This is a genomic window from Collinsella aerofaciens (assembly GCF_018785265.1).
Classification (GTDB): Bacteria; Actinomycetota; Coriobacteriia; order Coriobacteriales; family Coriobacteriaceae; genus Collinsella; species Collinsella aerofaciens_AI.
Genome location: NZ_WQPK01000045.1, coordinates 24,831 through 48,310 on the forward strand (window position 1 = coordinate 24,831; position 23,480 = coordinate 48,310).

At 57.6% G+C, this 23,480-nt stretch carries 22 protein-coding genes and 5 tRNA genes; 19 read left to right on the forward strand and 8 right to left on the reverse strand.

Features of this window, described 5'->3' with window-relative positions:
- Positions 1–147: 147 nt before the first annotated feature.
- Positions 148–1,605: an aminoacyl-histidine dipeptidase gene (locus GPK42_RS07515; protein WP_215694650.1), complete on the forward strand. Its 1,458-nt coding sequence runs from the start codon at positions 148–150 to the stop codon at positions 1,603–1,605.
- 127 nt (positions 1,606–1,732) lie between these two features.
- Here GPK42_RS07515 and GPK42_RS07520 read toward each other — a convergent pair whose 3' ends face one another.
- From GPK42_RS07520 to GPK42_RS07530, 3 genes are all read right to left on the reverse strand, one after another.
- On the reverse strand, positions 1,733–3,037 hold the full coding sequence (locus tag GPK42_RS07520) for a type II toxin-antitoxin system HipA family toxin (protein WP_215694652.1): 1,305 nt from the start codon (positions 3,035–3,037) through the stop codon (positions 1,733–1,735).
- A 3-nt stretch (positions 3,038–3,040) separates the two neighbouring features.
- On the reverse strand, positions 3,041–3,511 hold the full coding sequence (locus tag GPK42_RS07525; RefSeq protein ID WP_215694654.1) for a helix-turn-helix domain-containing protein: 471 nt from the start codon (positions 3,509–3,511) through the stop codon (positions 3,041–3,043).
- A 124-nt stretch (positions 3,512–3,635) separates the two neighbouring features.
- Positions 3,636–4,214, reverse strand: coding sequence for a manganese efflux pump MntP (locus GPK42_RS07530; protein WP_215694656.1), 579 nt, complete (start codon positions 4,212–4,214; stop codon positions 3,636–3,638).
- 248 nt (positions 4,215–4,462) lie between these two features.
- On the opposite strand from GPK42_RS07530, the gene disA reads away from it, so the two are divergent.
- The 6 genes from disA to GPK42_RS07560 all read left to right on the forward strand — a co-directional run bounded on the left by disA (position 4,463) and on the right by GPK42_RS07560 (position 9,924).
- Positions 4,463–5,503 carry a DNA integrity scanning diadenylate cyclase DisA gene (gene disA, locus GPK42_RS07535; protein WP_369796797.1) on the forward strand — a complete coding sequence of 347 codons (1,041 nt, stop codon included), beginning with the start codon at positions 4,463–4,465 and terminating at the stop codon, positions 5,501–5,503.
- A complete protein-coding gene (gene ispD, locus GPK42_RS07540) occupies positions 5,503–6,231 on the forward strand; it encodes a 2-C-methyl-D-erythritol 4-phosphate cytidylyltransferase (RefSeq protein ID WP_215694658.1) in 729 nt (242 codons plus the stop codon). Before disA ends, ispD begins: the two co-directional genes overlap by 1 nt.
- Positions 6,221–6,715, forward strand: a complete 495-nt coding sequence (ispF, locus tag GPK42_RS07545; RefSeq protein ID WP_215694660.1) for a 2-C-methyl-D-erythritol 2,4-cyclodiphosphate synthase — start codon at positions 6,221–6,223, stop codon at positions 6,713–6,715. The genes ispD and ispF overlap by 11 nt, the downstream gene beginning before the upstream one ends.
- A gap of 3 nt (positions 6,716–6,718) precedes the next feature.
- On the forward strand, positions 6,719–8,185 hold the full coding sequence (cysS, locus tag GPK42_RS07550; protein ID WP_215694662.1) for a cysteine--tRNA ligase: 1,467 nt from the start codon (positions 6,719–6,721) through the stop codon (positions 8,183–8,185).
- 143 nt (positions 8,186–8,328) lie between these two features.
- Positions 8,329–9,243: a 23S rRNA (guanosine(2251)-2'-O)-methyltransferase RlmB gene (gene rlmB / locus GPK42_RS07555; protein WP_215694664.1), complete on the forward strand. Its 915-nt coding sequence runs from the start codon at positions 8,329–8,331 to the stop codon at positions 9,241–9,243.
- 3 nt (positions 9,244–9,246) lie between these two features.
- On the forward strand, positions 9,247–9,924 hold the full coding sequence (locus GPK42_RS07560) for an NYN domain-containing protein (RefSeq protein ID WP_215694666.1): 678 nt from the start codon (positions 9,247–9,249) through the stop codon (positions 9,922–9,924).
- 27 nt (positions 9,925–9,951) lie between these two features.
- On the opposite strand, the gene GPK42_RS07565 is transcribed toward GPK42_RS07560, so the two are convergent.
- Positions 9,952–11,292 carry a DNA-binding protein gene (locus GPK42_RS07565; RefSeq protein WP_215694668.1) on the reverse strand — a complete coding sequence of 447 codons (1,341 nt, stop codon included), beginning with the start codon at positions 11,290–11,292 and terminating at the stop codon, positions 9,952–9,954.
- A 224-nt stretch (positions 11,293–11,516) separates the two neighbouring features.
- On the opposite strand from GPK42_RS07565, the gene GPK42_RS07570 reads away from it, so the two are divergent.
- A tRNA-Thr gene (locus GPK42_RS07570) sits at positions 11,517–11,591 on the forward strand.
- Between the two features lie 533 nt (positions 11,592–12,124).
- Here the strand turns inward: GPK42_RS07570 and GPK42_RS07575 are convergent.
- A complete protein-coding gene (locus GPK42_RS07575; protein WP_215694670.1) occupies positions 12,125–13,525 on the reverse strand; it encodes a PTS transporter subunit EIIC in 1,401 nt (466 codons plus the stop codon).
- Positions 13,526–13,534: 9 nt separating this feature from the next.
- Positions 13,535–14,953 (reverse strand): glycoside hydrolase family 1 protein, encoded by a 1,419-nt coding sequence (locus GPK42_RS07580; protein ID WP_195444114.1) that lies wholly within the window; start codon positions 14,951–14,953, stop codon positions 13,535–13,537.
- 151 nt (positions 14,954–15,104) lie between these two features.
- Between GPK42_RS07580 and GPK42_RS07585 the strand changes: the two genes are divergently transcribed.
- The 11 genes from GPK42_RS07585 to rplA all read left to right on the forward strand — a co-directional run bounded on the left by GPK42_RS07585 (position 15,105) and on the right by rplA (position 20,722).
- On the forward strand, positions 15,105–15,941 hold the full coding sequence (locus GPK42_RS07585; RefSeq protein WP_195232391.1) for a MurR/RpiR family transcriptional regulator: 837 nt from the start codon (positions 15,105–15,107) through the stop codon (positions 15,939–15,941).
- Positions 15,942–16,340: 399 nt separating this feature from the next.
- A tRNA-Tyr gene (locus tag GPK42_RS07590) sits at positions 16,341–16,422 on the forward strand.
- Between the two features lie 10 nt (positions 16,423–16,432).
- Positions 16,433–16,508, forward strand: a tRNA-Thr gene (locus GPK42_RS07595).
- A gap of 3 nt (positions 16,509–16,511) precedes the next feature.
- Positions 16,512–16,588 (forward strand) — tRNA-Met (locus GPK42_RS07600).
- A 96-nt stretch (positions 16,589–16,684) separates the two neighbouring features.
- Positions 16,685–17,875 carry an elongation factor Tu gene (tuf, locus tag GPK42_RS07605; RefSeq protein ID WP_215694674.1) on the forward strand — a complete coding sequence of 397 codons (1,191 nt, stop codon included), beginning with the start codon at positions 16,685–16,687 and terminating at the stop codon, positions 17,873–17,875.
- Positions 17,876–18,154: 279 nt separating this feature from the next.
- Entirely contained in the window at positions 18,155–18,304 is a 150-nt protein-coding gene (gene rpmG / locus GPK42_RS07610; RefSeq protein WP_022093895.1) for a 50S ribosomal protein L33, read from the forward strand.
- A 13-nt stretch (positions 18,305–18,317) separates the two neighbouring features.
- A tRNA-Trp gene (locus GPK42_RS07615) sits at positions 18,318–18,393 on the forward strand.
- Between the two features lie 76 nt (positions 18,394–18,469).
- Positions 18,470–18,808 (forward strand): preprotein translocase subunit SecE, encoded by a 339-nt coding sequence (gene secE, locus GPK42_RS07620; RefSeq protein WP_117635375.1) that lies wholly within the window; start codon positions 18,470–18,472, stop codon positions 18,806–18,808.
- A 3-nt stretch (positions 18,809–18,811) separates the two neighbouring features.
- Complete coding sequence (gene nusG / locus GPK42_RS07625; RefSeq protein ID WP_006234984.1) at positions 18,812–19,348, forward strand: transcription termination/antitermination protein NusG; 537 nt, start codon at positions 18,812–18,814, stop codon at positions 19,346–19,348.
- 120 nt (positions 19,349–19,468) lie between these two features.
- The gene (gene rplK / locus GPK42_RS07630; RefSeq protein ID WP_022093893.1) at positions 19,469–19,897 is read left to right on the forward strand and encodes a 50S ribosomal protein L11; all 429 of its coding nucleotides are present in this window, start codon (positions 19,469–19,471) and stop codon (positions 19,895–19,897) included.
- 117 nt (positions 19,898–20,014) lie between these two features.
- Complete coding sequence (rplA, locus tag GPK42_RS07635) at positions 20,015–20,722, forward strand: 50S ribosomal protein L1 (RefSeq protein ID WP_022093892.1); 708 nt, start codon at positions 20,015–20,017, stop codon at positions 20,720–20,722.
- A gap of 125 nt (positions 20,723–20,847) precedes the next feature.
- Here the strand turns inward: rplA and GPK42_RS07640 are convergent, their stop codons facing one another.
- On the reverse strand, positions 20,848–21,558 hold the full coding sequence (locus GPK42_RS07640) for a metallophosphoesterase family protein (RefSeq protein ID WP_215694676.1): 711 nt from the start codon (positions 21,556–21,558) through the stop codon (positions 20,848–20,850).
- Positions 21,555–23,471, reverse strand: a complete 1,917-nt coding sequence (locus GPK42_RS07645) for a BMP family ABC transporter substrate-binding protein (protein ID WP_215694678.1) — start codon at positions 23,469–23,471, stop codon at positions 21,555–21,557. Before GPK42_RS07645 ends, GPK42_RS07640 begins: the two co-directional genes overlap by 4 nt.
- Positions 23,472–23,480 lie beyond the last annotated feature (9 nt).

The window sequence follows — 23,480 nt, forward strand, 5'->3', positions numbered from 1 at the left end:
ATGCTTTATCTTGATAAAGTGGTGTTTCCCCGCCGTTAGCCGATGATGCGAGGGCGCTCGGCGTTTTCGAGTGGTTTATGCAAACGAAGTCTGGGAATATACAAGGCGCATGTCTTATTGTCTAACCAGTTGCGCCAAGGAGGCACCATGGACTACAAGATTACTGGCTACGAGCCCGCCCAGCTGTTCCATTTCTTTGAGGAGATCAGCGCGATTCCCCGTGGGTCTGGCAACGAGAAGGGCATCAGCGATTTCTTGGTTGCGTTTGCCAAGGAGCGCGGCCTCGACGTGTATCAGGACGAGGTCTACAACGTCATCATTCGTAAGCCCGCATCTGCCGGCGCCGAGAATGCCCCGACCGTGATGCTGCAGGGCCACATCGACATGGTGTGCGACAAGCTTGGCTCCGTTGAGCACGACTTTACGACCGATGGTATCGACCTGGTCGTCAAGGACGGCGTCCTCACCGCTAACGGCACCACCCTGGGCGCCGACAACGGCATTGCTGTCGCTCTGATGCTCACCGTGCTCAACGACGATTCGATTGCTCATCCGGCCCTCGAGTGCGTGTTCACCACCGACGAGGAGACTGGCCTGGTTGGCGCCGAGACGCTCGACAAGTCCCAGATTAGCGCCCGCACCATGATCAACCTCGATTCCGAGGAGGAGGGCGTGGCCACCGTCAGCTGCGCCGGCGGTGTCGTCGTTACCTACACCTGCCCGATCGTGCGCGAGCACAAGACCGGCAGCACCCTTACGCTCGAGATCTCCGGCCTGCTGGGTGGTCACTCCGGCGCCGACATCCACCTGGAGCGCGGCAACGGCAACCTCATCATGGCCCGCATCATCGACCGCCTGATGGTCGCCGGCGAGCCCGCCATCGTCAGCTTTAACGGCGGCACTAAGGACAACGCCATCAACCGTGAGTGCAAGGCCGAGCTGGTCTACACTGATCACGCTGCCGCCGAGGCCGCGGCCCAGATCGCAAAGGGCATCATTGCCGACGTCACTGCCGAGCTCGAGGTCTTTGACCCCGGCTTTACCTGCACCGTCGAGATTGCCGACGACGCCGAGGTCGAGGCCATGGATCAGAAGTCCGCGCTTGCCCTCATCCGCGCCCTGCGTCTTGCCCCTAACGGCGTGATTCGCCGCAACGTCGCCACCGACGGCTCCGTCGAGGTTTCCTCCAACATCGGTGTGGTTGCCACTTCTGACGACGAGGTCAAGATCATGCTGTCCCCGCGCTCCTCGATTACCTCGCTGCAGAACGAGTTCAAGGACCGCCTGCAGACGCTGGCCGATGTCCTGGGCTTCGACGCCAAGTTCGAGTTCGAGTATCCCGGCTGGAGCTATGCCGAGCATTCGCCGGTCCGCGACATCTTTGTCGAGAGCTATCGCGAGCTCTTTGGCTCCGAGCTGCGCATCGAGTCCATTCACGCCGGCCTTGAGTGCGGCCTGTTTGCCGAGGCCCTGCACGGCCTGGACGCCATCGCCGTGGGCCCGACGCTCTCCGATGTCCACACCCCGGACGAGAGCATGGAGCTCGCTTCTGCCGAGCGCTTCTACGAGCTGCTCATCGACGTCCTCAAGCGCCTCGCTGCGTAAAGGTCGCATTGACGGCGATCCAAAACCTTTGCTGATGGATTGCAAATGACATTACGAGAGGGGATACCCGAGCTTTTGCGACGGGTGCCCCCTCTCTTCTTTTAAGAAATGGGAAATTGATTGGCGTCTAGCCCATATCCGCCTTGATGAGGTCGAGGGTGCGCTGGCAGTTTTCGCGGACGGGCCCGAGCATATGCTTGCGCAGGTCCGCCATGCCGGGCAGATCGGCGTATTCGTCCATGACCTCTTCCATGCAAATGGGTACCTCGTAGGCGAGGTCCATCATGGTCGCAAAGCAAAACTTCTCGGATAGCCCGGCATCGGTGAGTGCCGCCTCCAGCGCGGGGTCGCCCATACCGTGGTATCGGCGGATAGCGCCTGGACCGATGCGTCCCACACGGTTTTCGCCGCCAACGCTCATGGCGAGGCGCGCTTTTCGCCGCATACGTTCGTATGCCAGCCCAGATGCAACGTCATACATACGGGCCATCATAGCTGTGCCGCCGTTTCCAAGAAGCAGGGAATAGTTCTTCGCATGCGCGTCCGGTGCGCCGATGATGGCGTTAAAGAAAAGTATCTGCGTAAACAGATACAGGTTAAGTTGATGATGGCTCGTATTGACGAGGAGTTCCTGAATATCGCGTGCGGTCGGGCCGCCGTCTGCCGTGTACTTTTGAGCGGGCATCACTCCAAGGGCCTGACAGAGGTCTTCTTGGTGTAGACGCATGATTGTCCCGTCTTTGACATTCACACGGTCATAGCGCTCAACAATGAGGGCGGGTTCGTTCTCAAATAAGCGATACTCAACGTTCGCCGTTGCGATACCCGCGCGCTGGGCGCTTTTCATGCAGACAAACTCATTAAGCGCTTCGAGCTTAAATCCGATAACGCCATTTTTGAAAATATGCGTCGTGGGCGAGGAACCTACGCATTCGCACCAGCGACCGTCTATGAGTGCGAGTGCGAACTTGCCCTGGTTGCCTCCAAGTGACCAACTTTCATCTAGACCCATCCACGATGCATCGCGGTCATCTCTGATCGACTTGAGACGGAGAGCAATTTCGTGGTCGTCTATAGGGCGGTATTCGCCAGCGCGATGCAGGACGGCGTCGGCATCTTCTTCGGCACAAAACTGCACTCCGCCCGGACAGTCGAGTCCGATATGGCTGAGCAACGCAACGGGATTGTTGGGCCTAACGTCGAATTCGGCGGCAATCGCTTTTCGTTGGTCCTCGCTGTCGGGTAGAAGGCCAAACAGGTACGGATTCATGACCTGTTGGCTGTATGTACGATTTGATACGGGTATGTTGATAGATAATGCTGGCCCGTCATAGTCTTGATCATAGGCAAAGCTGACTAGACCGTTCTCATCTTGCATGAGCGTTCCTGCAGGTTCGCCGCAAATAATAGTCCGAAGCGATGTGGTGGCCATTGGCTATTTCCCGTCAGGCTTTGGTTGGACAGATGCGTTCGCGGCAATCGAGACTCCGAGATTGGACATGGCGAAATCTGCGAAGGCTTTGTCGTAGAGTTCAGACGTAAAGGGGGCGTCTGCAAGAACCGGAATGGCGGCGCAGCAACGGTAGCTATGAGAGGGACGTTGAGCGCGATGGCGTCTGGGGGTGCTGCGAGTTTGCAGATCGGCATGCGGAACGTTGGCTGATTGCTCGTTATTCGTTTTGACGATATCCCCTTGAGCGGCGAGCGCCAGTCCGAGAGCATTAAAGATCGCCAATAGCTTGTCGAGTCGAATGCCGGTGGCATCTCCCAGCTCGAGCGATGCGAGCAGGCGCTCCGAAACACCGGCTTTTTTAGCGAGGGCCGCACGGGGGATTCCCTGTGAGTCGCGTGCCTGGCGCACGTAGATGCCAGCTTGGCGCGGCGTGGTGATGGGAAGGGTATCCACGGCAATCTCCTAACGTGCAGACTTTTGCATATCAGTATGACATGCAAAAGTCTGCACGAATAGGCATTATGCAAAACTCTGCATGAGACTTCTACATTGACGTTGAGCTTATGAGAGGCACTTTTTATATCGCGAGAATCCCCAGATGCTCAAGCAAGATCTTAAGCCCGATGAGGATGAGCGCGACGCCGCCCACGATGGCGGCAGGTTTTTCGTAGCGCGAACCAAAGGTATGACCGATTGCCACGCCGGCAACAGAGAAGATAAACGTCGTGATGCCGATAAGCGACACGGCGGGAACGATGTCGACCGAGAGCGCGGCAAACGAGATACCCACGGCGAGCGCGTCGATTGAGGTGGCGATGGCGAGGATCAGGTACTCTCCCAGGTCGATCTTTTCGGCATCCTTGCCGTCGCCTTCATTCTCGTCCTCGGTAAAGGCCTCCCATAGCATTTTGCCGCCGATAAAGGCCAAAAGGATAAAGGCGATCCAATGGTCGATGGGTCCGATGATGCCCATGAATTGGCTGCCAAGCGCCCATCCGATCACGGGCATGCCGGCCTGGAAGCCACCAAAGAACAGGCCGAGCACCACGGCGACTTTAAGGTTGATCTTTTTCATGCCGAGACCCTTGCAGATGGAAACGGCAAAGGCGTCCATCGAAAGGCCAACGGCGAGCAACACGAGCTCTGCGAGTCCCATAGTCTGGCTCCCTCTCTGCGGGCGAACCCGATTACACGACTACTCCCTCATTTATATGAGACCCGATGCTACCACATGAGCAGCCAAAAGAGTCCCGTCCCAAATGGGCTACCTAAGCGGCGTTCGCTCATTCTGTAAGCATCGGATTTCGCGAGCGTGGCGGGGGCAAACCGTGAGAAACTATTTAGCGTTTATGGAGCGTATAGGATTGGAGCGATGCCTTGGATAAGAACGAGTTGCAAAAGCGTATGGAACAGGCCATTCGTCTGACGGCACCTGGCCAGCCGATCCGCACCGCCCTCGACATGATCATTGCCGGTCACCTGGGCGCCCTTATCTGCGTCGGCGACACCGAAAACGTGCTCGCTGCCGGTAACGATGGCTTCCCGCTCAACATTTCGTTCACCTCGAACCGTCTGTTCGAGCTTTCCAAGATGGACGGCGCCATCGTCATTGACGGTGACCTCACCCAGATTCTGCGCGCCAACTTCCACCTCAATCCCGATCCCTCACTCGCCACGAGCGAGACGGGCATGCGTCACCGTACTGCCGCTCGCATGTCGGTGCTCACCGACGCCATCGTGATCTCGGTTTCGGCTCGTCGTGCTGTCGTCAACGTGTATGTCCACGGCAAGAGCTACGAGATCCAGCCCGTCACCACCATCATGAGCTCGGTCAACCAGCTCGTCGCCACGCTCCAGACCACCCGTCAGTCGCTTGATCGCTCCCTGCTGCGCCTGACGGCCCTTGAGCTCGACGACTACGTTACGCTCGCCGACATTACCGGTATTTTCTCGAGTTTCGAGATCATGCAGCAGGCAAAGACTGAGCTTAAGGATTGTATCGTCAAGCTGGGCAACCAGGGCAAGCTCGTGCAGATGCAGCTCGAGCAGCTCGCCGGCTCCAGTATGGATACCGAGTATGACCTGATGATCCGCGACTACGCGAGCGACTCCTCCGAGGCCAATGCCGAGAAGATTCGCGCCGAGCTTAGCCGCATGACGCCTAAGGACCTGTCCGACCCACAGCATGTGGCGGCGGTTCTGGGTTATGACGACCTGGATGAGGACTCCGTCATGACGCCGCTGGGCCTGCGCACGCTTTCGCGCGTGTCCGTCGTGCGCGACGGCGTAGCCGAGAAGATTGTCGACGAGTACGGCTCGCTGCAGGAACTCATGGACGACATCAGCGAGGATCCGGAGCGCCTGGGCGACTTTGGCGTTAACAACCCTGCCATTCTTGCGGACTCCCTGTACCGCATGAAGGGCACCAAACAGGGGAACGCATAATGGCGCCCGTATGCGCCGTGGTCGTTGCCGGTGGCAGCGGCCAGCGCTTTGGTAACCCTGGTGGCAAGCAGCTCGTCAATGTAGCGGGTCGTCCGCTTATGAGCTGGTCCATCTGCGCGTTTGATCGGGTCGAAAGGGTCGGCCACATCGTCGTGGTTTGCCCTGCTGAGCGTCGTGCTGAGATGCGCCGCCTGGCCATCGACCCGTTTGACTATGACACGCCCATCAGTTTTGCCGATGCCGGCGATACCCGCCAGGATTCCACCCGTGCCGGCGTGCATGCGGTTCCGGCGGGCTTTGAATACGTCGCCATTCACGACGGCGCTCGTCCGCTCATTACTACCGAGGCCATCGATCACGCTATCGACGTGCTCGTGAGCGACCGCGACCTCGACGGTGTCGTGTGCGGCCAGCCCGCGATCGACACGCTCAAGATCGTCGACGGCGATAATATCGTCGAGACGCCGCCGCGCGAGCTCTATTGGACCGCGCAGACGCCGCAAATCTTTAGCGTCGACGCCATGAAGCGCGCCCACACCGCAGCTATCGCCGAGGGTTTTATCGGGACCGACGATTCTTCGCTGGTCGAGCGCATGGGAGGACGCGTTCGCTGCGTCCAGAGCCCGCGCGACAACCTTAAGGTGACGGTACCCGAGGACTTGCGTCCCGTAACCGCGATTCTGCTCGGCCGCATGGCCGAGGGAGAGGACCTTCCCCATGTTCAGTAACCTGCGTATTGGACACGGCTACGACGTCCACCGTTTGGTGGAGGGGCGTCGATGTATCATCGGCGGTGTCGACATTCCCTACGAGCGCGGCCTGCTGGGCCACTCGGATGCCGATGTGCTCGCGCACGCCTTGGCCGACGCCATTCTGGGCGCCTGCCGCGGGGGAGACATCGGCAAGCTGTTCCCCGATACCGACCCTGCCTACGAGGGTGCCGATTCGATGGTACTGCTTGCCCGTGTGATGGACTATGCGCGCGAGCTGGGCTTTGAGTTTGTCGATGCCGACTGCACCATTGCCTGCCAGCAGCCCAAGATCACCCCACACCGCGATGCCATGCGCGCTAACCTGGCTCATGCCCTGGGCGTTGACGTCGAAAACGTGGGCGTCGCCGCCACTACGACCGAAAAGCTCGGTTGGGAAGGCCAAGGCGAGGGAATTGGCGCCTGGGCCGTCTGCCTGCTACAGAAAACCGCTAAGGAGTAACGAATGCGTATCTACAACAGCGCTACCCATAAAAAGGAAGAGTTCCAGCCCATCGAGTCCGGCAAGGTCCGCATGTACGTGTGCGGCCCCACGGTCTACGACAACATTCACATCGGCAACGCCCGCACGTTCATCAGCTTTGACGTGATCCGCCGTTGGCTCATCGCGAGCGGCTACGAGGTCACGTTCGCCCAGAACCTCACCGATGTCGACGACAAGATCATCAAGCGCGCCAACGAGCAAGGCCGTACGGCCGCCGAGGTCGCGACGGAGTTCTCCGACAAGTTCATCGGCGTCATGCGCGCCGCCAACGTGCTCGATCCCGATGTGCGCCCCCGCGCCACCAAAGAGATCGGCCCCATGATCGCCATGATCAAGACGCTTATCGAGCAGGGCCACGCTTATGCAGCCGATAACGGCGATGTGTACTTTGCCGTGCGCAGCGATCCCAACTACGGCCAGGTCTCGGGCCGCAACATCGACGACCTTATGGTGGGCGCGCGCATCGAGGAGAACGAGGACAAGAACGACCCGCTCGACTTTGCCCTGTGGAAGGCCGCCAAGCCCGGCGAGCCCAGCTGGCCGAGCCCCTGGGGCGAGGGCCGTCCCGGCTGGCACACCGAGTGCGCCGCCATGGTGCACCGTTACCTGGGCACCCCGATCGACATCCACGGCGGTGGCTCCGACCTTGCCTTCCCGCATCACGAGAACGAGTGCGCCCAGGCTACCTGCGCCTGGCACCAGGGCTTCTCCAACACCTGGATGCACACGGGCATGCTGCTGGTCGACGGCGAGAAGATGTCCAAGTCGCTCGGTAACTTCTTTACGCTGGCCGAGGTCCTCGAGCAGCACTCTGCCGCGGCTCTGCGTCTGCTGATGCTGCAGACGAGCTATCGCTCACCGCTCGACTTCTCTTGGGAGCGCCTGGAGGGTGCCGAGAACTCGCTCACGCGTATCGCCGGAACGGTCGAGAACCTGCGCTGGGCTGCAAGCCACGCGACGGCCGACGCCGATGAGGTAGCATCCGAGGCGTTTGCCGCCAAGGCCGCCGAGACCCGTGCCGCCTTTAAGGAGTGCATGGACGACGACTTTAACACCGCCGGTGCCATGGGTGCCGTCTTTGGCTTTGTCACCGAGTGCAATCAATATTTGGAGCAGGCGGGCGATGCTGCCGACAAGGCCGCAGTCTTGGCTGCCGCCGATACGCTGACCGAGCTGCTCGATACGTTTGGCGTCGAGCTTCCCGAGCCCAAGGTCGAGCTGCCGCTGGGGCTGCTGGGCGTTGCCGCCGGTCTTGTTGCCTACACGGGTGACGATGTGGACGAGGCAGCTGCCAAGATTCTCGAGGCCCGCGCCGAGGCCCGTGCCGCCAAGAACTGGGATCTGGCAGATGCCATCCGCGACCAGCTCAAGGACCTGGGCCTCACCATTGAAGATACGGCCGCGGGCACTCGTATTAAGAGTCTCTAGTATTTGTCGACCGTTTGAGGTGCGGCAGATTGCCTTGAAAGAGGAGGGCATAGACCTGGTGGTCATGCCCGACGATTGAAAGGCAAGGTGCCGTGGCTCGGACGGTCGATTCTTGTTCGTTATCTATTTAAGGAGGCCGTCTTATGGCCGACAATCGCAAGCGTGCACCTCGTGGTGGCAAGCAGGCTGCTTCTGGCTCGCGTCCGATTCGCCGCAATGACCGCGCTACCGCTCCCAAGGGCCGGCGCGATCGCACCCAGGCCGCACGTCCGCAGCACGATCGCAACCGCGACGCTGTCCAGGCTCCCAAGGGCGAGTTTATCGAAGGCCGTCGTGCTGCCGCCGAGGCGCTACGCACCGGTTTTCCCATCAAGTGCGCGCTCATTGCCGAGGGCGGGGAGCGCGATGCAGCCTTGTCGCGCCTGGTCGACGACCTCAACGCCGCGGGTGTCCGCATTAAGTATGTGCAGCGCGCGCAGCTCGACGCACTGTCGAGCCATGGTGCTCACCAGGGCATTGCGCTCGAGGTGGGTAATTTCCCCTATGCCGATGTCGTCGATATCCTCGACCGCGCGGGCGACGGTCCGGCACTTGTCGTGGTGCTCGACCACGTGACCGACGACGGCAACTTTGGCGCCATCGTGCGCTCTGCCGAGGTTGTGGGCGCCGCGGGCGTCGTCATCGCCAACAAGCGTGCCGCCGGCGTGACCGTGGGCAGCTACAAGACCTCAGCCGGCGCCGTCATGCATCTGCCTATCGCTCAGGTTCCCAATATCGCCCGTGCACTCGATGACCTCAAGGCCGCTGGCTTTTGGGTGGGCGGTGCCTCCGAGCACGCCGAAGGCAGTTGCTGGGATGCTCCCTTCGAGGGCCGCGTGGCGCTCGTCATGGGGTCCGAGGGCGACGGCATCTCGCGTCTGGTGCTCGAGAAATGCGACTTTTTGACCAAGCTTCCCCAGCGCGGCATGACCGAGAGCCTCAATGTTGCCCAGGCGACCACGGCGCTGTGCTTTGAGTGGCTGCGCCGCAACGCCGGCGAGCTCATGGGGGAGGAGTAGCGCATGTCCAAAAAGAACCGTGCCAAGTCCAAGGCCAAGCGCTTTGGCGAAGGCTCGGCCAAGCCGATTGTTTCGGCCGCGACCTACGGCGTGGGCGGCAATGCGTTTGCGCAGGCCATCGCCGATCCGGTCTCGACGGTGCACTCCAATAAGCCCGAGCTGCTGGTGGTCGACGGCTACAACGTGATCCACTGCACGCCACGCTACGAAAAGCTCGTCTACGACCATTCCGACGATCCGTATTCCAACGACGTTCACGATATGGCGCGCACCGCCCTCATCAACGACGTCGCCGCCTTTGCCCAGGGCCGCTACGAGGCCGTGATCGTGTTCGACGGCGCGGGCAATATCTCCAGCGAGCGCCCCAACCTGCCGGCCCGTGGCGTGCGCATTGAGTTTTCGCCGACGGGCGTCTCTGCCGATACCGTGGTGCAGAAGCTCTGCATCGAGGCACGCGAGGAAGGCCGTGCGTGCTCCGTGGTATCGAGCGACGGCACGATTCAAGCCGTCGTCATGGGCAAGGGTGTCACGCGCATCTCGAGCCGCATGCTGGTGGACGAGATCAAACAGATCGATAGCGACGTTCACGAGGCAGAGGAAGCTCCGCAGATCAAGATGACTCTGGGCAGTCGCCTGAGCCCCGATGCCCTGGCCAAGCTCAAGGCCCTGCGCGGGAGGTAGGGGAGCTGCCGGCGTGGCGCTGTCTCGCTAACTCCATTCAGCGATGTCGATCATTCTACGGAGGCGCCATGTAAGCGCCTCTTTTAGATATGGCAGCCTTGCCGTGAGCGCGTCGTTTCTGGACAGAATCTCGATTGCCTCGTCAACGAAGCCTTCGAGTTTGTCGCCGTCAAACCAGCCCATGTCCTCGACGAGCAACATTTGTTTGGCGGGGCTTGAATGAAATTGTGCGCTGGTAAAACTGTGCTCTCCCGCCCTAAGCTCCTCTAGTGATATGTTGCACCAGAGTGATGAGCCCGAATCGAAGATGGGGGCTGGTCTGCAGGCCAGTGAGTTGACGTTTCGCACGAGGCCGAAGTTGCGCCAATGACGATCGTAGTTGGCAATGATGTCATCGCATACGATCATGCGGTCAAGGGCATCCTTGACGCCTGTCACCCCGAGCTCCTCGCAGTTTGCTACGTATCGCTCGTAGTCGGCTAGTCGTTCACCTGCGTTTGCGTACTGGTTTACATAGAACGCAGGGACATACTCTTCTTCATCAGTTAAGAAGACATCGCATATGCTCAGGGCGGAAGTGCCCGTGCCCTCGAGCGAGTAAGGCACAAAATCGCTGGCATTTAGGATGCGACGATGGAGCGCGGTCGCCACCAGCTCGTTATAAGGTTCCTGGTTCAGGTGCGCTCCTGCCTTATGCAGAATTCGACGCCCGCCCTCGCATGTCCAGTACTTTTGAAGATTGCCGTCCGAGGTGTTGTCGGGCTTTGCGGCAGCTGCCTTGCCCTCTGGGGCGAAGGACGCGATGGACAGAGAGACGTCGTCAAAAGCATTATTGAAGAAGTTAATATCTTCCCACGCGAGACCGGAGCCTTGGGGTCTAATCCAATACTGGTCGGATAAGGAGAGGCCAAGATTTCGCTGTACGAGTTCATCGGGAACATCGACTGCGGCTTCTGCAAGCAGGGAGGCTAGCCCAATGCGTGCGAGCGGGATACCGCGGCCGCGCCACCAGATGCGGAAGGAGTCGAGCGATATGGGACTATTAGGGCCAAATACTCCAATAGGGGCGTGGGCACGATCGACGTCGGCGCCGATGTGGGTAAAGTCTTTTCGCGATGTGCTGTAGACCAGCCGAGCGACTTCGTGCGTGCGGTTCATGAGAGTAAATGCGATTTCGCTTTTCCCATGCCCGCGACGAGGTCGTCCCCCTCTTTTGGTTGCGGAGCGGAGTCGCGTGTCTACGCTGTCTTTGTCGATAAGCCACACGCCAGAAGCCTTGCGGGCGGTCAGCGCGCCGTTCTTAATGAGCTCCTGCACCCTGCGCGGGGTGATGCCGAGCAGCTCGGCGGCTTCCTTGGTAGTGAGCATCACGAAACCCTTCGTCAAAACGAATAGTTTTATATATAGCAATTGTAATTAAAACTATTCGTTCTGACGAATGGTTTTGAGATTGAGGGCGAACCGACAGAAATGAACGGGCCTGGTACCTGTTGTTGCTGGATTTTGCATATTTGTATAACGCCGTGTGGCCTGTTGCGCCCCGTCCGTAATTCCTTTATTCTTAACAGGCTTCGCGCGAAAGCGCCAAGTGTGCCAGTGTGGCGCAACGGTAGCGCAACTGATTTGTAATCAGTGGGTTGCAGGTTCGATTCCTGTCACTGGCTCCATGAGAGTTTCGGGCTCTGTCTCTATATGGGACAGAGCCCGTTTCTATTTAGGTGGTGCGCCATCGGGTTAGCGCCCATCCCGTTTTTGGTTTGTCTCGTCCTCCAGTTTGTCTAAATCTGTAACACCAAGACCGATATTTGGCATCTAACTGTTACAGATTGAGATGAAACTTAGGGTGTTTTAGGAATATCTTGATCTGTAACATGTAGAAGCGGAATAGGCCTCTTGCTGTTACAGATCGAGACAAGGGCGGGTGCGGACCTGGATGTTCTGCTCGAGCGTGGATTTCTGGACACGCGAGAGAAGAAAATCTTCCGACCGGAGAACGAGCGTGGATAATTAACTTGGATAGGGAGCTAAGGTAAACACCGATTGTCTATCGAAGGCTTTAGAAACAACGACCCCGATTTCATTGTGGAATCGGGGTCGTTTGTGCCTGAGGAATCCGAATGGATTAATCGAGCTCCTAAGGGACTTCTTGGGTTCTTGCTAATGGTCTGCCGAGGATGTCCCCAATGCAAGCAGCGCGCATCTACTCAATATAGTTGGGATTCTTCTTGATGATCACGCGTGCAGCGATGAACGAGACAACGATGGCGATGACGGCGACAACGCACGCCAGTACGAAGTTGCCCATGGATCCATCGGGAGCGATAAAGATCAGCGCAGAAAGAAGACCGGGGCATGCTCCCGCAACATACTCCTTCAGGACGAAGATGCCTGCAGGGAACCCCGCGCAGAGGGCGCCGATTGCTGTGCCGACAAGCAGGCGGGGACGCTCGATGAGGCAGCCGTAAAATGCGGGCTCAGTTACGCCACAGAGTGCGGTGACGGCAACCGTGGTGACCATACCTCTCTTCTCCTTGTTGCCTTTCATTGCAGTTGCCAAGGCGAGACTCGTGCCGCCAATGCAGAGGTTTGAGATGAAGCCAAAGATGATGGGCGCCCAGCCGAGCTGCGCCAAGCTCGTAACTTCGATCGCGATGTAGGCCTTATCAAGACCGAGCATGACAAAATAGGGGTTAAGGGCTGCAAGGATTGGAGTAGCGATAAATGCCACGTTATCCATGAGCCACGTGGCGGCATCACTCAGCGCGTAGCCCATCATGCTGCCGGCGGGGCCGAGGATAATCAGCTCAACAGGCACGACGATGAACATGGTGAGCAGCGGCTTCAAGAACAGTTTGGTAATGTCGGGGATGATTTTCTGAAGACCGCGATCAACAAAGTACATGAACACAACGCCCAGTACGATTGGCACCACCGTGCTCGAGTAGTCATTCGTCGGGATGGGGATGCCAAGAAAGTCGAGACCCTCAGCACCGCTAATAGACGAGCTAATCATGATTGCGCCCAGCAGTGCGCCCATGATAGGCTGCATCTTCATGACGGCGGCGAGCTGATAGCCGAGGTAAACGGGCAGGAAGCTAAATGAGGCGCTGAAGATCGCCAGCAGAACCTGGGCGGTTCCGCTATCGGTGCTCAATCCACAATAATTGACCAGGAGATTCTTGATCGAAAGAATGAGTCCGCCAACGATGAGCGCCGGGACGATGGGCATGAATACCTGTGCAGAGACGTTCCCGAATTTCTCAATCAAGCCCATGGCGGTGTTACCGCTTTTAATGCCTTCTGCAAGGTCTCTGGCGGTTTGGGCATCGTCGGCAACCGTGCCACCGCCGACTTCGATTCCCGCGAAGTCGAGGAAGTCGTTGTAGGCCTCGGTGACGTTGGGGCCGATGATCACCTGAAGCTGGCCACCGCTGACTACTGCCCCGAGCGCCTGGTCAGCCGATTTGGCGAGCTGGAGATCGATGATCGAGGTGTCTCGTGCGTCGATGCGAAGGCGCGTCGCACAATGAGTTACCGATGTAATGTTCTCTTTGCCGCCAACAGCCTTTAGGACTGTTTCGGACATTGCCTGATATTTCATCTCTTTCTCCTAACCTTCCTGCTCCTGATACTTCGAGATAAGGTCTCGGTACCAATACCAGCTCTTTTTGGGGGTGCGCTCCAGATTGTTCTCGAAGTCGATATGGACAAGTCCGTATCGTTTTTCGTAGCCGTTGATCCAGCTATACAGATCCATCGTCGACCAGAGGTAGTAGCCCTCAACGCGCGCGCCGTCGCGCTTAGCCCTCATCATGTGCTCGATGAACTGGCCCAGAAGCTCGATGCGGTCATCATCGTGGATTATTCCGTCTGCGTCTGGTTGCTCATAGGCGCCATGTCCGTTTTCCGTAATAAAGATGCGGGGCGCGTCATAGCGCTCGTGGACATCCATGATGGTTGAATACATGCAACTTGGGAGTATTTCGCGGCCCCATTTATTGCGGGGAACATTGCTGTCGCGGGCGCTTTCAAACAAGGGCGCAATGCATTTTCCTTCGACCTTTTTGCTCGAACCGCCCTTATTGTTCGCCGAAACGGCAAGCTCTCCACCGTGCCAGTCGGTTACATACTCTCGGCAATACACGTTGAGTCCAATAAAATCGACTTTACCGTCTCTGAATTCTTCTACGTCATTTGGGGATCGATAGAGCGAGACGCCAAGTTTTTCAAGGATTTCGTCCATTTCTGGCGGCAGTTGACCCTGAAGTGCTGGTGCCAGAATCATGCGATTGGCGAAAAAGTCTGCGTATCGAAATACGTCATCGGGGTGCTCGGTTGCCGGGTCGAGTTCGACAACGCCGCCATCGTGGACGGCGCCGATGATGCCGTCGTAGCCCATTTGACGATATGCTCGGACTGCGAGTGCGCTTGCGCGCATCAGGTTGTACTGAAACTGCATGTACGACTGAACGTCGAGCGATCGATTGGGGGGATAGTTGCCCAACATGTTTACGCAGTAGCTGTAGAAATGCGGCTCGTTAACGGTAGCCCAGATTTTGACGCGGTCTCCAAAGCGCTCAAAGCAAATCTTGGCGTATTTGCAGAACCACTCTGCCATATCGTTGTTCAGCCATCCGCCTTTGCAAGCAAGCGTGAATGGCAGATCGTAATGGAACAGCGTAACGTTGGGCTCTATGCCATTTTCGAGGCAGCAATCAATGACCCGATTATAAAAATCGATACCCTTTTCATTCACTTCACCGATACCCGTGGGGATGATTCGACTCCATGAAAGAGAGAAGCGATAGGTGTTTTGTCCGCCTTCTTTCATCATGCGGATATCTTCTTCATAGCGATGGTAGAAGTCGCAAGATACATCACCGTCAACATGGTTGATGTTCTTATTGCTTGTGTGGTTAAAGAAATCCCACTCGCCAAGGCCTTTGCCGTCTTCGTTCCAGGCACCCTCGCACTGATAAGACGCCGTGGCGGAACCCCAGAGAAACGGGATGTTGTTCACGTTGCCCATGAATCCCCTTTCCATCATTCAACACGGTGGATACGTGTGGCGGAATTACGATTAAGATGACGTCAACTGATTTGAATCATAGGAGAACGACCAAAGCTGTTTGATTCAATAAATGAACTATGATTTCGAGGAGAGCGGAAAGAGGGATCACGTGAATATCAATGACTTCGATGTGCTCAATCGCATTAGCTCCATCATCAACAGCGAGTTTGGGTCAAACGATGCCGCCATCGCTCGATATCTCATCGCTCACATTAGGCGTTCGAGCGAAATCAATGTTGCCACAATAACCCGCGATGCATTCGTGACCCGTTCCGCTGTTCGTCGTTTCTGCAATCGATTGGGCTACCAGTCTCTTAGCGATTTGAAAGAATCATTTACTCAATCAGTCTTTCCAAGCGACTTAAGCCATCGAGAGGAGGAATTTGGCTACGAGGAGTACAGGGCAGAGCTCGACGTTCGCATGATCGAGATGTTCGCTGAGGTTGAAAGCGGCGTGTCCGATATCGCTATTAAGCACCTTGCCGACGAAATTGATGGCCATAAAAACGTTGAAATCTGGTGCACCAATAATGTGAGCGCCAATCTCGTACGATTTCAGCAGGAAATGTTTTATGCGGGCAAGATAGTTCGCATAGTTGCTGGGGCTAACGTCGCGGAATTGAAAAACATGGGAGACGCTTCGCAGTCATTGATAATTCTCGTATCGGTCTCCGGGCTATTTGCGTCCCAGGCGCGTGAGTATCTTGATTGCCGTTCGGGCAGGAAGATTCTAATTACTGCGTTTAGCAACGATGACAAATCGAGGTCTTTTGACCGTGTATATCGTCTTGGTAATGCGGGAAACGGAATTGACCGACTCGGCGTTTATTCGAAATACGCCATGACCTATTTCTTCGACTTGCTATCGTCGTGTTACTTGAGTCGCTACCCCTGCACCAAGGGGGAGCCGCTCTATGGGTCTACTTTGGTCTGGCCCGAGCAGTAGCGGCTCTATAGTTCTCCCGTCTGGAGAATGAGCGTGGATAATCTCCGCTTTGGGCTTAGAGCCGCGCTAAAAGCGGGAGATTATCCACGCTTGAACGTGCCGTGGAAGCACGATCGTGACCTATGTAATAGTGCAAGAGGGTCGGTATCGAAGGTCGATGCTGCAGATGTACTCCACCGTGACAAAGTGTTCCCTCGTGAAATGTCACAAGCGTAGCCAAAACCACCGTCCCTCATATCCCAACTCAACAAAACAGCAGGTCAAAGGTATATAGATACGCCCGGGGCCGTGTATCTAGAGGTTTTCGTTGACAGCCCCCAAGGTTGCATCGTATTATCTTCTTCGTTCGCGGGGGCGGCGGTCCAAAAGACCAAAGAACCTGCGGATACTTGAACGATTGGGAGTTTGCCCGAGTGGTTAATGGGGACGGGCTGTAAACCCGTTGGCTCTGCCTACATAGGTTCGAATCCTATAGCTCCCACCCGTCAAGTGCCTGTATAGCTCAGTCGGTAGAGCACTTCGTTGGTAACGAAGAGGTCACCAGTTCAAGTCTGGTTGCAGGCTCCATCCGGCGGTGTAGCTCAGTTGGTTAGAGCACACGGTTCATACCCGTGGCGTCACTGGTTCGAATCCAGTCACCGCTACCATAGGTAACACGGTGGCTTCTCAATAGTATGTTGAGAGGCCACTATGGTATAAAGGCAAAGTCCCGTCCGGGGACGACCTGTTAAGAGGAGGGCTTTATGGCCAAAGAGAAGTTTGAGCGCACTAAGCCGCATGTTAACATCGGCACCATTGGTCACGTCGACCACGGCAAGACCACGCTGACCGCTGCCATCACCAAGGTTCTCTCCGAGACCGAGGGCTGCAAGGCTGACTTCACTGCGTTCGAGAACATCGACAAGGCTCCCGAGGAGCGCGAGCGCGGCATCACGATCTCCGTCTCCCACGTCGAGTACGAGACTGCTGCCCGTCACTACGCTCACGTTGACTGCCCGGGCCACGCTGACTACGTCAAGAACATGATCTCCGGTGCTGCTCAGATGGACGGCGCTATCCTGGTCATCGCCGCTACCGACGGCCCCATGGCTCAGACCCGCGAGCACATCCTGCTCGCCCGTCAGGTCGGCGTTCCCTACATCGTCGTCTTCCTGAACAAGTGCGACATGGTCGACGATGACGAGCTCATCGACCTCGTCGAGATGGAGACCCGTGAGCTCCTCTCCGAGTACGATTTCCCCGGCGACGACATCCCCGTCATCCGTGGTTCCGCTCTGGGCGCTCTCGAGGGCGACGCCAAGTGGATGGACGCTATCCGCGAGCTCATGAACGCCGTCGACGAGTACATCCCGACGCCTGCTCGTAACAACGACCTCCCGTTCCTGATGGCCGTTGAGGACGTTATGACCATCTCCGGCCGTGGTACCGTTGCTACCGGCCGTGTCGAGCGCGGTGAGCTCAAGCTCAACGAGCCCGTCGAGATCGTCGGCATCAAGGATACCCAGAACACCGTCGTTACCGGTATCGAGATGTTCCGTAAGTCCATGGACTTCTGCGAGGCTGGCGACAACGTCGGTCTGCTGCTCCGCGGCATCAAGCGCGAGGACATCGAGCGCGGCCAGGTTCTCTGCAAGCCTGGTTCGGTTACCCCGCACACCAAGTTCACTGGTGAGATCTACGTTCTGACCAAGGAGGAGGGCGGCCGTCACACCCCGTTCTTCGATGGTTATCGTCCTCAGTTCTACTTCCGTACCACCGACGTTACCGGTACGGTCAAGCTCCCCGAGGGCACCGAGATGGCTATGCCTGGTGACCACATCAGCATCGAGGGCGACCTCATCCACCCGATCGCCATGGAGGAGGGCCTGCGCTTCGCTATCCGCGAGGGTGGCCACACCGTCGGTTCGGGCATCGTCTCCACGATCATTGAGTAAATTAGCTCTTTGATATAGCTGACTTAGAGAACCCGGCACTTATATGGGTGCCGGGTTCTTTTCTGCAATGGATATTGAGCCGTTGCTGGTGTCGAGAGGATCGATAATGGTCCTGGATGCACCGTCGATTAGCTCTCGATGGCTTCATTGATGTGTTCCAAATATGAATGGATCCACCGAGAACCAATTGACTCGAGGTTTTCATTGACAGCACTTACGTGGAGCTGATAAAGTAACAACTCGTGCCCGTACGGGGCGGAAATGAAAGGTTCAGGATACATGCGTACTCTAGTTACTCTTGCGTGCACTGAGTGCAAGCGCCGCAACTATACGACCACCAAGAACAAGTCGACCATGCCTGATCGTATGGAGATCAAGAAGTATTGCCCCTGGTGCCGTCACCACACGCTGCACAAAGAGACTCGCTAGTCTCTAGTCACATACGCCAGTAGTTCAATTGGTAGAGCATCGGTCTCCAAAACCGAGTGTTGAGGGTTCGAGTCCTTCCTGGCGTGCCAGTCATTATTCCGTAAGCTCCCACTTGGGAGCTTACGGTTTACTCATGTATAAGCGCATTGCGCGGAGGTAACCCAAATGGCCAACAAGAAGAACAAGAAGAAGGCTCAGCAGCCGGCACCTGCCAACAACGCTGCCGCCAACTCCAAGGTTGAGGCCAAGAAGGCCGTTGCCAAGAAGAACGAGAAGGCTGCGAAGTCCAAGAAGAACGAGAAGCCTGGTTTCTTCGCCCGCACCAAGAAGTATTTCGCTTCGGTCAAGTCCGAGATGAAGCGTGTCACGTGGCCCGATAAGAAGGAGCTCGTGAACTACTCGGTCGTCGTTTGCGCTTCTCTGGTCGTCGTCGGCGTCGTCATCGCTCTGCTCGATGCTGGCTTTGGCGAGGCTCTTGCTCTGTTCTCTGGATTGAGGGGCTAAACCATGTCTAAGCGTTGGTACGTCGTTCACACTTACTCCGGATACGAGAACCGCGTAAAGTCCGATCTCGAGCATCGTATCGAGACCATGGGCATGCAGGACCGTATCTTTGATATCGAGATTCCTATGGAGCGCGTCACCGAGATTAAAGAGGGTGGCAAGCGCGAGACCAAGGATTCCAAGATCTTCCCGGGTTATGTCTTGGTCCGCATGGAGATGGATGACGATGCTTGGACGTGTGTTCGCAACACGCCCGGCGTCACCGGTTTCCTGGGCGGCAACGGTAAGCCCGCACCGCTTTCCCGCGATGAGTACAATAAGATGACTCGTCGTCCCGGTAAGGGCGATTCGCCCAAGCGCACCTCGGTTGATATTCAGGTCGGCACGTCCGTCCGCGTCACCGATGGCCCGCTTACCGACTTTGATGGCAAGGTCTCCGAGGTTAACACCGAGGCTGGTAAGCTCAAGGTCACGCTGATGATCTTTGGCCGCGAGACGCCGGTCGAGCTCGACTTTAACCAGGTCGCTGTCATCGCTTAAGTTTTCGTCCGTTCGCGCGAGCGTGCTTCTTCTGTGACTGCTCATCTCAGGAGTGCTTCTAACACGTGCGTGCTTACGATATAGCAAGTACTTCACACTCGTGATTCGAAAGGAATGACCATGGCTGAGAAGAAGGTTGCCAACGTCATTAAGCTCCAGATTCCTGCTGGTGCAGCTAACCCCGCTCCTCCCGTCGGCCCCGCCCTGGGCGCTGCTGGCGTGAACATCATGCAGTTCTGCCAGGCCTTTAACGCCGAGACGCAGGACAAGAAGGGCGACATTATCCCCGTTGAGATCTCTGTCTACGAGGATAAGTCCTTCTCCTTCATCACCAAGACCCCGCCGGCGGCTCACCTCATCAAGAAGGAGCTGAACCTCAAGTCTGGTTCCGCTAAGCCCCAGGCCGACAAGGTTGGTCAGCTCTCCCAGGAGCAGCTCACCAAGATCGCCGAGATCAAGATGCCGGACCTCAATGCCAACGACATTGACGCCGCCAAGAAGATCATCGCCGGTACCGCCCGTTCCATGGGCGTCACCATCGCTGAGTAGCGATTTCTTATGGTAACGACGGGTGCTCCGAGCGGGGCGCCCGTTAAATGTGTGCAATAGGGCACACGATACGATGTGGGAGGGCTCACGCCCGTTTAACCACAGGAGGTAATGCACATGGCTAAGCATGGTAAGAGCTATAACGCCGCTGCCGAGAAGATCGACCGCGCCACGCTCTACACCCCCCTTCAGGCTGCCAAGCTCATCAAGGAGCTCGACACCGCCAAGTTCGACGAGACCGTCGAGGCCCACTTCCGTCTGGGCATCGATACTCGTAAGGCCGACCAGAACATCCGTGGTTCTATCTCCCTGCCCCACGGCACCGGCAAGACCGTTCGTGTTGCCGTCTTCGCCGAGGGCGAGAAGGCCCGCGAGGCTGAAGCTGCCGGCGCCGACATCATCGGTTCCGACGAGCTCGTCGCCCAGATCCAGAAGGGCGAGATCAACTTCGACGCCGCTATCGCTACGCCGAACATGATGGCCAAGGTTGGCCGCATCGGTAAGATCCTTGGTCCCCGTGGTCTCATGCCGAACCCCAAGCTCGGCACCGTGACCATGGACGTCGCCAAGATGGTCTCCGAGCTCAAGGCTGGCCGCGTTGAGTACCGCGCCGACCGCTACGGCATCTGCCACGTGCCCCTGGGCAAGAAGTCCTTCTCTGAGCAGCAGCTCGTCGAGAACTACGCTGCCCTGTACACCGAGATCCTGCGCGTCAAGCCCTCTTCTGCTAAGGGCAAGTACGTCAAGTCCATCTCCGTGTCTTCCACCATGGGCCCTGGCGTCAAGGTCGATCCCGCTGTCCAGCGTGACTTCCTGGCTGAGTAACTGCTAGTTACTGCTTGAGCAAAGCAAGCATTGCTAAAGAAACCCGGTTCTGCCTTGCGCAGGACCGGGTTTCTTGCTATCGCGTCAAAACCACCTCAAAGGGGACAGTGTCCCCTTTGAGGTGGTTACCAGGGTGTTCTTGCGGTTGAGGACTCGATTGCCTCGTGGCGTTTGAGCTCCCGGCGCATGGTTTGCGAATTGAGCCAGGCTGCCTGCCAGCCACGGATGGGGTAGCGCTTCTGGTCGAGCTCAAACTGTGTATAGCCGCAGGCGTTGATGATCGTCGTTCCACACACATGCTGACGCTCGCGCCGAAAATCGCAACCGTAGCTTTGGTGCACATGCCCGTGCACCATGTAGTCGGGATTCCAGGATTCGAGTGCTGTGTTAAAGCATTCGAATCCTCGATGCGGCAGATCGTCCAGATCACCCATACCGGCGGCGGGTGCATGGGTAAGCAGAATGTCGCACCCGCCGACCATCCTAACCTTACGCGACAGCTTACGCATGCGCTTGGACATCTCGCGTTCGGTGTACATGTTGGCGCCGTCGCGATAACGCATGGACCCGCCAAGGCCCGCAATGCGAATCCCTCGGTACGTGTACACGCTGTCCTCTACGCAGATACATCCACCCGGTGCATGACGTGCGTAGCGGTCATCGTGATTGCCGCGCACGTAGATGAGCGGTTTGTTGATGACCGTAACCAAAAACTCAAGATAGTCCGGGTCCAGATCGCCGGCGGACAAAATCAGGTCGACTCCCTCAAAGCGTTCCTTGCGAAAGCACTCCCAAAGGCATCGTTCTTCGGTATCGGCTATGGCAAGGATTTTCATAGGGCAGGGACTTTCGGCTCATCGTCGAGCTGCGGAATGGTGCCTACCACGTTGTCCGCCAGCCAATTCATCTCGACAATCTGCGTGCTCGGCAGCGGAGGGAAGCCTTCGATCTGTACCACGCCGTTCTGGCTGTGGAGCTCGCCGCCAAAGGGGTTGATGGATCCCACAACAATGCCGTTGCGGAGCAACTGCACGAGTTTGCGCGTTTGGTAGGGTAGGCCCGGAGCGTAACGGATGTCGATAACGCCGGAGCTCATGCCATACCAGTAGTTGACAGCGCGCACTTGGTTGTCGTCGCTGGTCTCGTCCCACGTGCCGTGCAGAAGGCTGCGAACGATGAGCTCGTAGTAACGGCCCCAGTTCCATACGGGCATGGCGATGCCGGTGACTTTGCCGTCGACCAAGCGGTGAAGCCCGTAGGCCCTTGGGTCTTCGAGCGATTTTGACATGTCAGCGCCGGTCATGACGCTCACGCCTTCGCGGCACATGGCCTCGGCAAGACCACCGGCAGGCACATCGCCCCAGGTGAGGATTACCTGCGCGCGGGGGTCGAGCAGTGAGGCGCCAATCGCAAAGGCGTTAATCTCGCTGAGTGCGCCCGAGGCGAAGACCGACGCGTGGTAACCGATGCGGTGGTTGTCCGCCATGCTGGCGGCAAGGGCGCCCAGCAGAAACTTGGCCTCGTACATCTTGCCAAAGTACGAACGGACGCTTTGATGGGGAAGGCCGATAGAGCAGTTGAGGAACCGAACCCGGGGATACTCAACGGCAGCCCTGAGCGTGTATTCCATCAGGCGGTGCGAGGTCGAGAAGATGACGTTTGCTCCATGTTTGACAGCCGTTTCCACGGCGGCGTAGAACACATCCGGATCGTGACAGTCCTCGAACGCCTCGGTGCGCACGATACCGCCAAAGTGCTCATCGAGATACTGACGCCCTTGGTCGTGCAGACTGTCCCAGCTCGACGCCGCACAGGGGAACTCATGGATAAAGGCGATACGCAGGGGGTTGGCCGCCGAATAGACAGTCTTGCCCATAAAGAAGTTGAGCACGCCAGAGGTGGACTTGGCGGGCGACTCCTCCTCATCGACGCTCGGCGCTTCGACAAGATCGACCTTGTCCTCGTCATTTTTGCCGGCAATGACCAGCTCGCGCCAAATCTTGCACAGGCGGTTTACGACGATATCCGTCGGCGTATCCAGCAGGCGGTCCTGGTTGTACACATTGAGGTAAACGAGCATGGCGTCGGCAGGCGTAATGTCCAGGTGGTCGCCGCCTGCGCGAAGGTAGGCGCGCTTAAAGAGCAGGAAGGTGTGGCGCAGGTAGTCGACCTTTTTCTGCGGCCATTTTTCGATAAGGTTCTGACCGAGCATCTTGGCGAGCGTCTCGTAGCTTCCCTCACGCGAGAACTCGATCTCGTATAGGGGGCAGACGCGCCAAAACGCGCAGAATTCACCGTACAGGCGGCTTTCGACGGAATCCCATGTGCCGGGGTAGAGACGGGTAACCCTGGCCGAAACCGTTGGAGCGTCCAGGAATTTGAGGACACTGACGCGTTTGTTGCCTTCCTGGACATAGAACCGATGCATGAACTCGGTGACGATGATGGGGTCGCGATAGCCCTCGGTTACCTGGATATCGTAGAGGTTGGACCACTTGCGGGCGAACTCGGTGTTAAACGGCAGCAGGGGCATAAAGTTGCATGAAAAGGCGGACTGACGGCCTTTGGTGACCGTGCCGACGACCATTTCGAGCGGAATATCCCGCAGGCCGACGCTCACTCGCTGACCTAAGGGGAGCTGAGCAACCAAGCTATCGAGGTCCGTAAGGTATGGATGCTCGCTTTGGCTGATGGCGCGACGGCGTCCCTGCTCGCCGCGCTTGCGTGCTTGACGATAGGCCTCTTCCATGGTGTCTAC

Coding starts and splice junctions, on each gene's coding strand:
- tuf (WP_215694674.1), top strand. CDS start 16,685: ATGGCCAAAGAGAAGTTTGAGCGCACTAAGCCGCATGTTAACATCGGC.
- GPK42_RS07515 (WP_215694650.1), top strand. CDS start 148: ATGGACTACAAGATTACTGGCTACGAGCCCGCCCAGCTGTTCCATTTC.
- cysS (WP_215694662.1), top strand. CDS start 6,719: ATGCGTATCTACAACAGCGCTACCCATAAAAAGGAAGAGTTCCAGCCC.
- GPK42_RS07565 (WP_215694668.1), bottom strand. CDS start 11,292: ATGCTCACTACCAAGGAAGCCGCCGAGCTGCTCGGCATCACCCCGCGC.
- GPK42_RS07645 (WP_215694678.1), bottom strand. CDS start 23,471: ATGGAAGAGGCCTATCGTCAAGCACGCAAGCGCGGCGAGCAGGGACGC.
- GPK42_RS07520 (WP_215694652.1), bottom strand. CDS start 3,037: ATGGCCACCACATCGCTTCGGACTATTATTTGCGGCGAACCTGCAGGA.
- rlmB (WP_215694664.1), top strand. CDS start 8,329: ATGGCCGACAATCGCAAGCGTGCACCTCGTGGTGGCAAGCAGGCTGCT.
- GPK42_RS07575 (WP_215694670.1), bottom strand. CDS start 13,525: ATGAAATATCAGGCAATGTCCGAAACAGTCCTAAAGGCTGTTGGCGGC.
- rpmG (WP_022093895.1), top strand. CDS start 18,155: ATGCGTACTCTAGTTACTCTTGCGTGCACTGAGTGCAAGCGCCGCAAC.
- ispD (WP_215694658.1), top strand. CDS start 5,503: ATGGCGCCCGTATGCGCCGTGGTCGTTGCCGGTGGCAGCGGCCAGCGC.
- disA (WP_369796797.1), top strand. CDS start 4,463: ATGGAACAGGCCATTCGTCTGACGGCACCTGGCCAGCCGATCCGCACC.
- GPK42_RS07560 (WP_215694666.1), top strand. CDS start 9,247: ATGTCCAAAAAGAACCGTGCCAAGTCCAAGGCCAAGCGCTTTGGCGAA.
- secE (WP_117635375.1), top strand. CDS start 18,470: ATGGCCAACAAGAAGAACAAGAAGAAGGCTCAGCAGCCGGCACCTGCC.
- rplA (WP_022093892.1), top strand. CDS start 20,015: ATGGCTAAGCATGGTAAGAGCTATAACGCCGCTGCCGAGAAGATCGAC.
- ispF (WP_215694660.1), top strand. CDS start 6,221: ATGTTCAGTAACCTGCGTATTGGACACGGCTACGACGTCCACCGTTTG.
- GPK42_RS07640 (WP_215694676.1), bottom strand. CDS start 21,558: ATGAAAATCCTTGCCATAGCCGATACCGAAGAACGATGCCTTTGGGAG.
- rplK (WP_022093893.1), top strand. CDS start 19,469: ATGGCTGAGAAGAAGGTTGCCAACGTCATTAAGCTCCAGATTCCTGCT.
- GPK42_RS07530 (WP_215694656.1), bottom strand. CDS start 4,214: ATGGGACTCGCAGAGCTCGTGTTGCTCGCCGTTGGCCTTTCGATGGAC.
- nusG (WP_006234984.1), top strand. CDS start 18,812: ATGTCTAAGCGTTGGTACGTCGTTCACACTTACTCCGGATACGAGAAC.
- GPK42_RS07580 (WP_195444114.1), bottom strand. CDS start 14,953: ATGGGCAACGTGAACAACATCCCGTTTCTCTGGGGTTCCGCCACGGCG.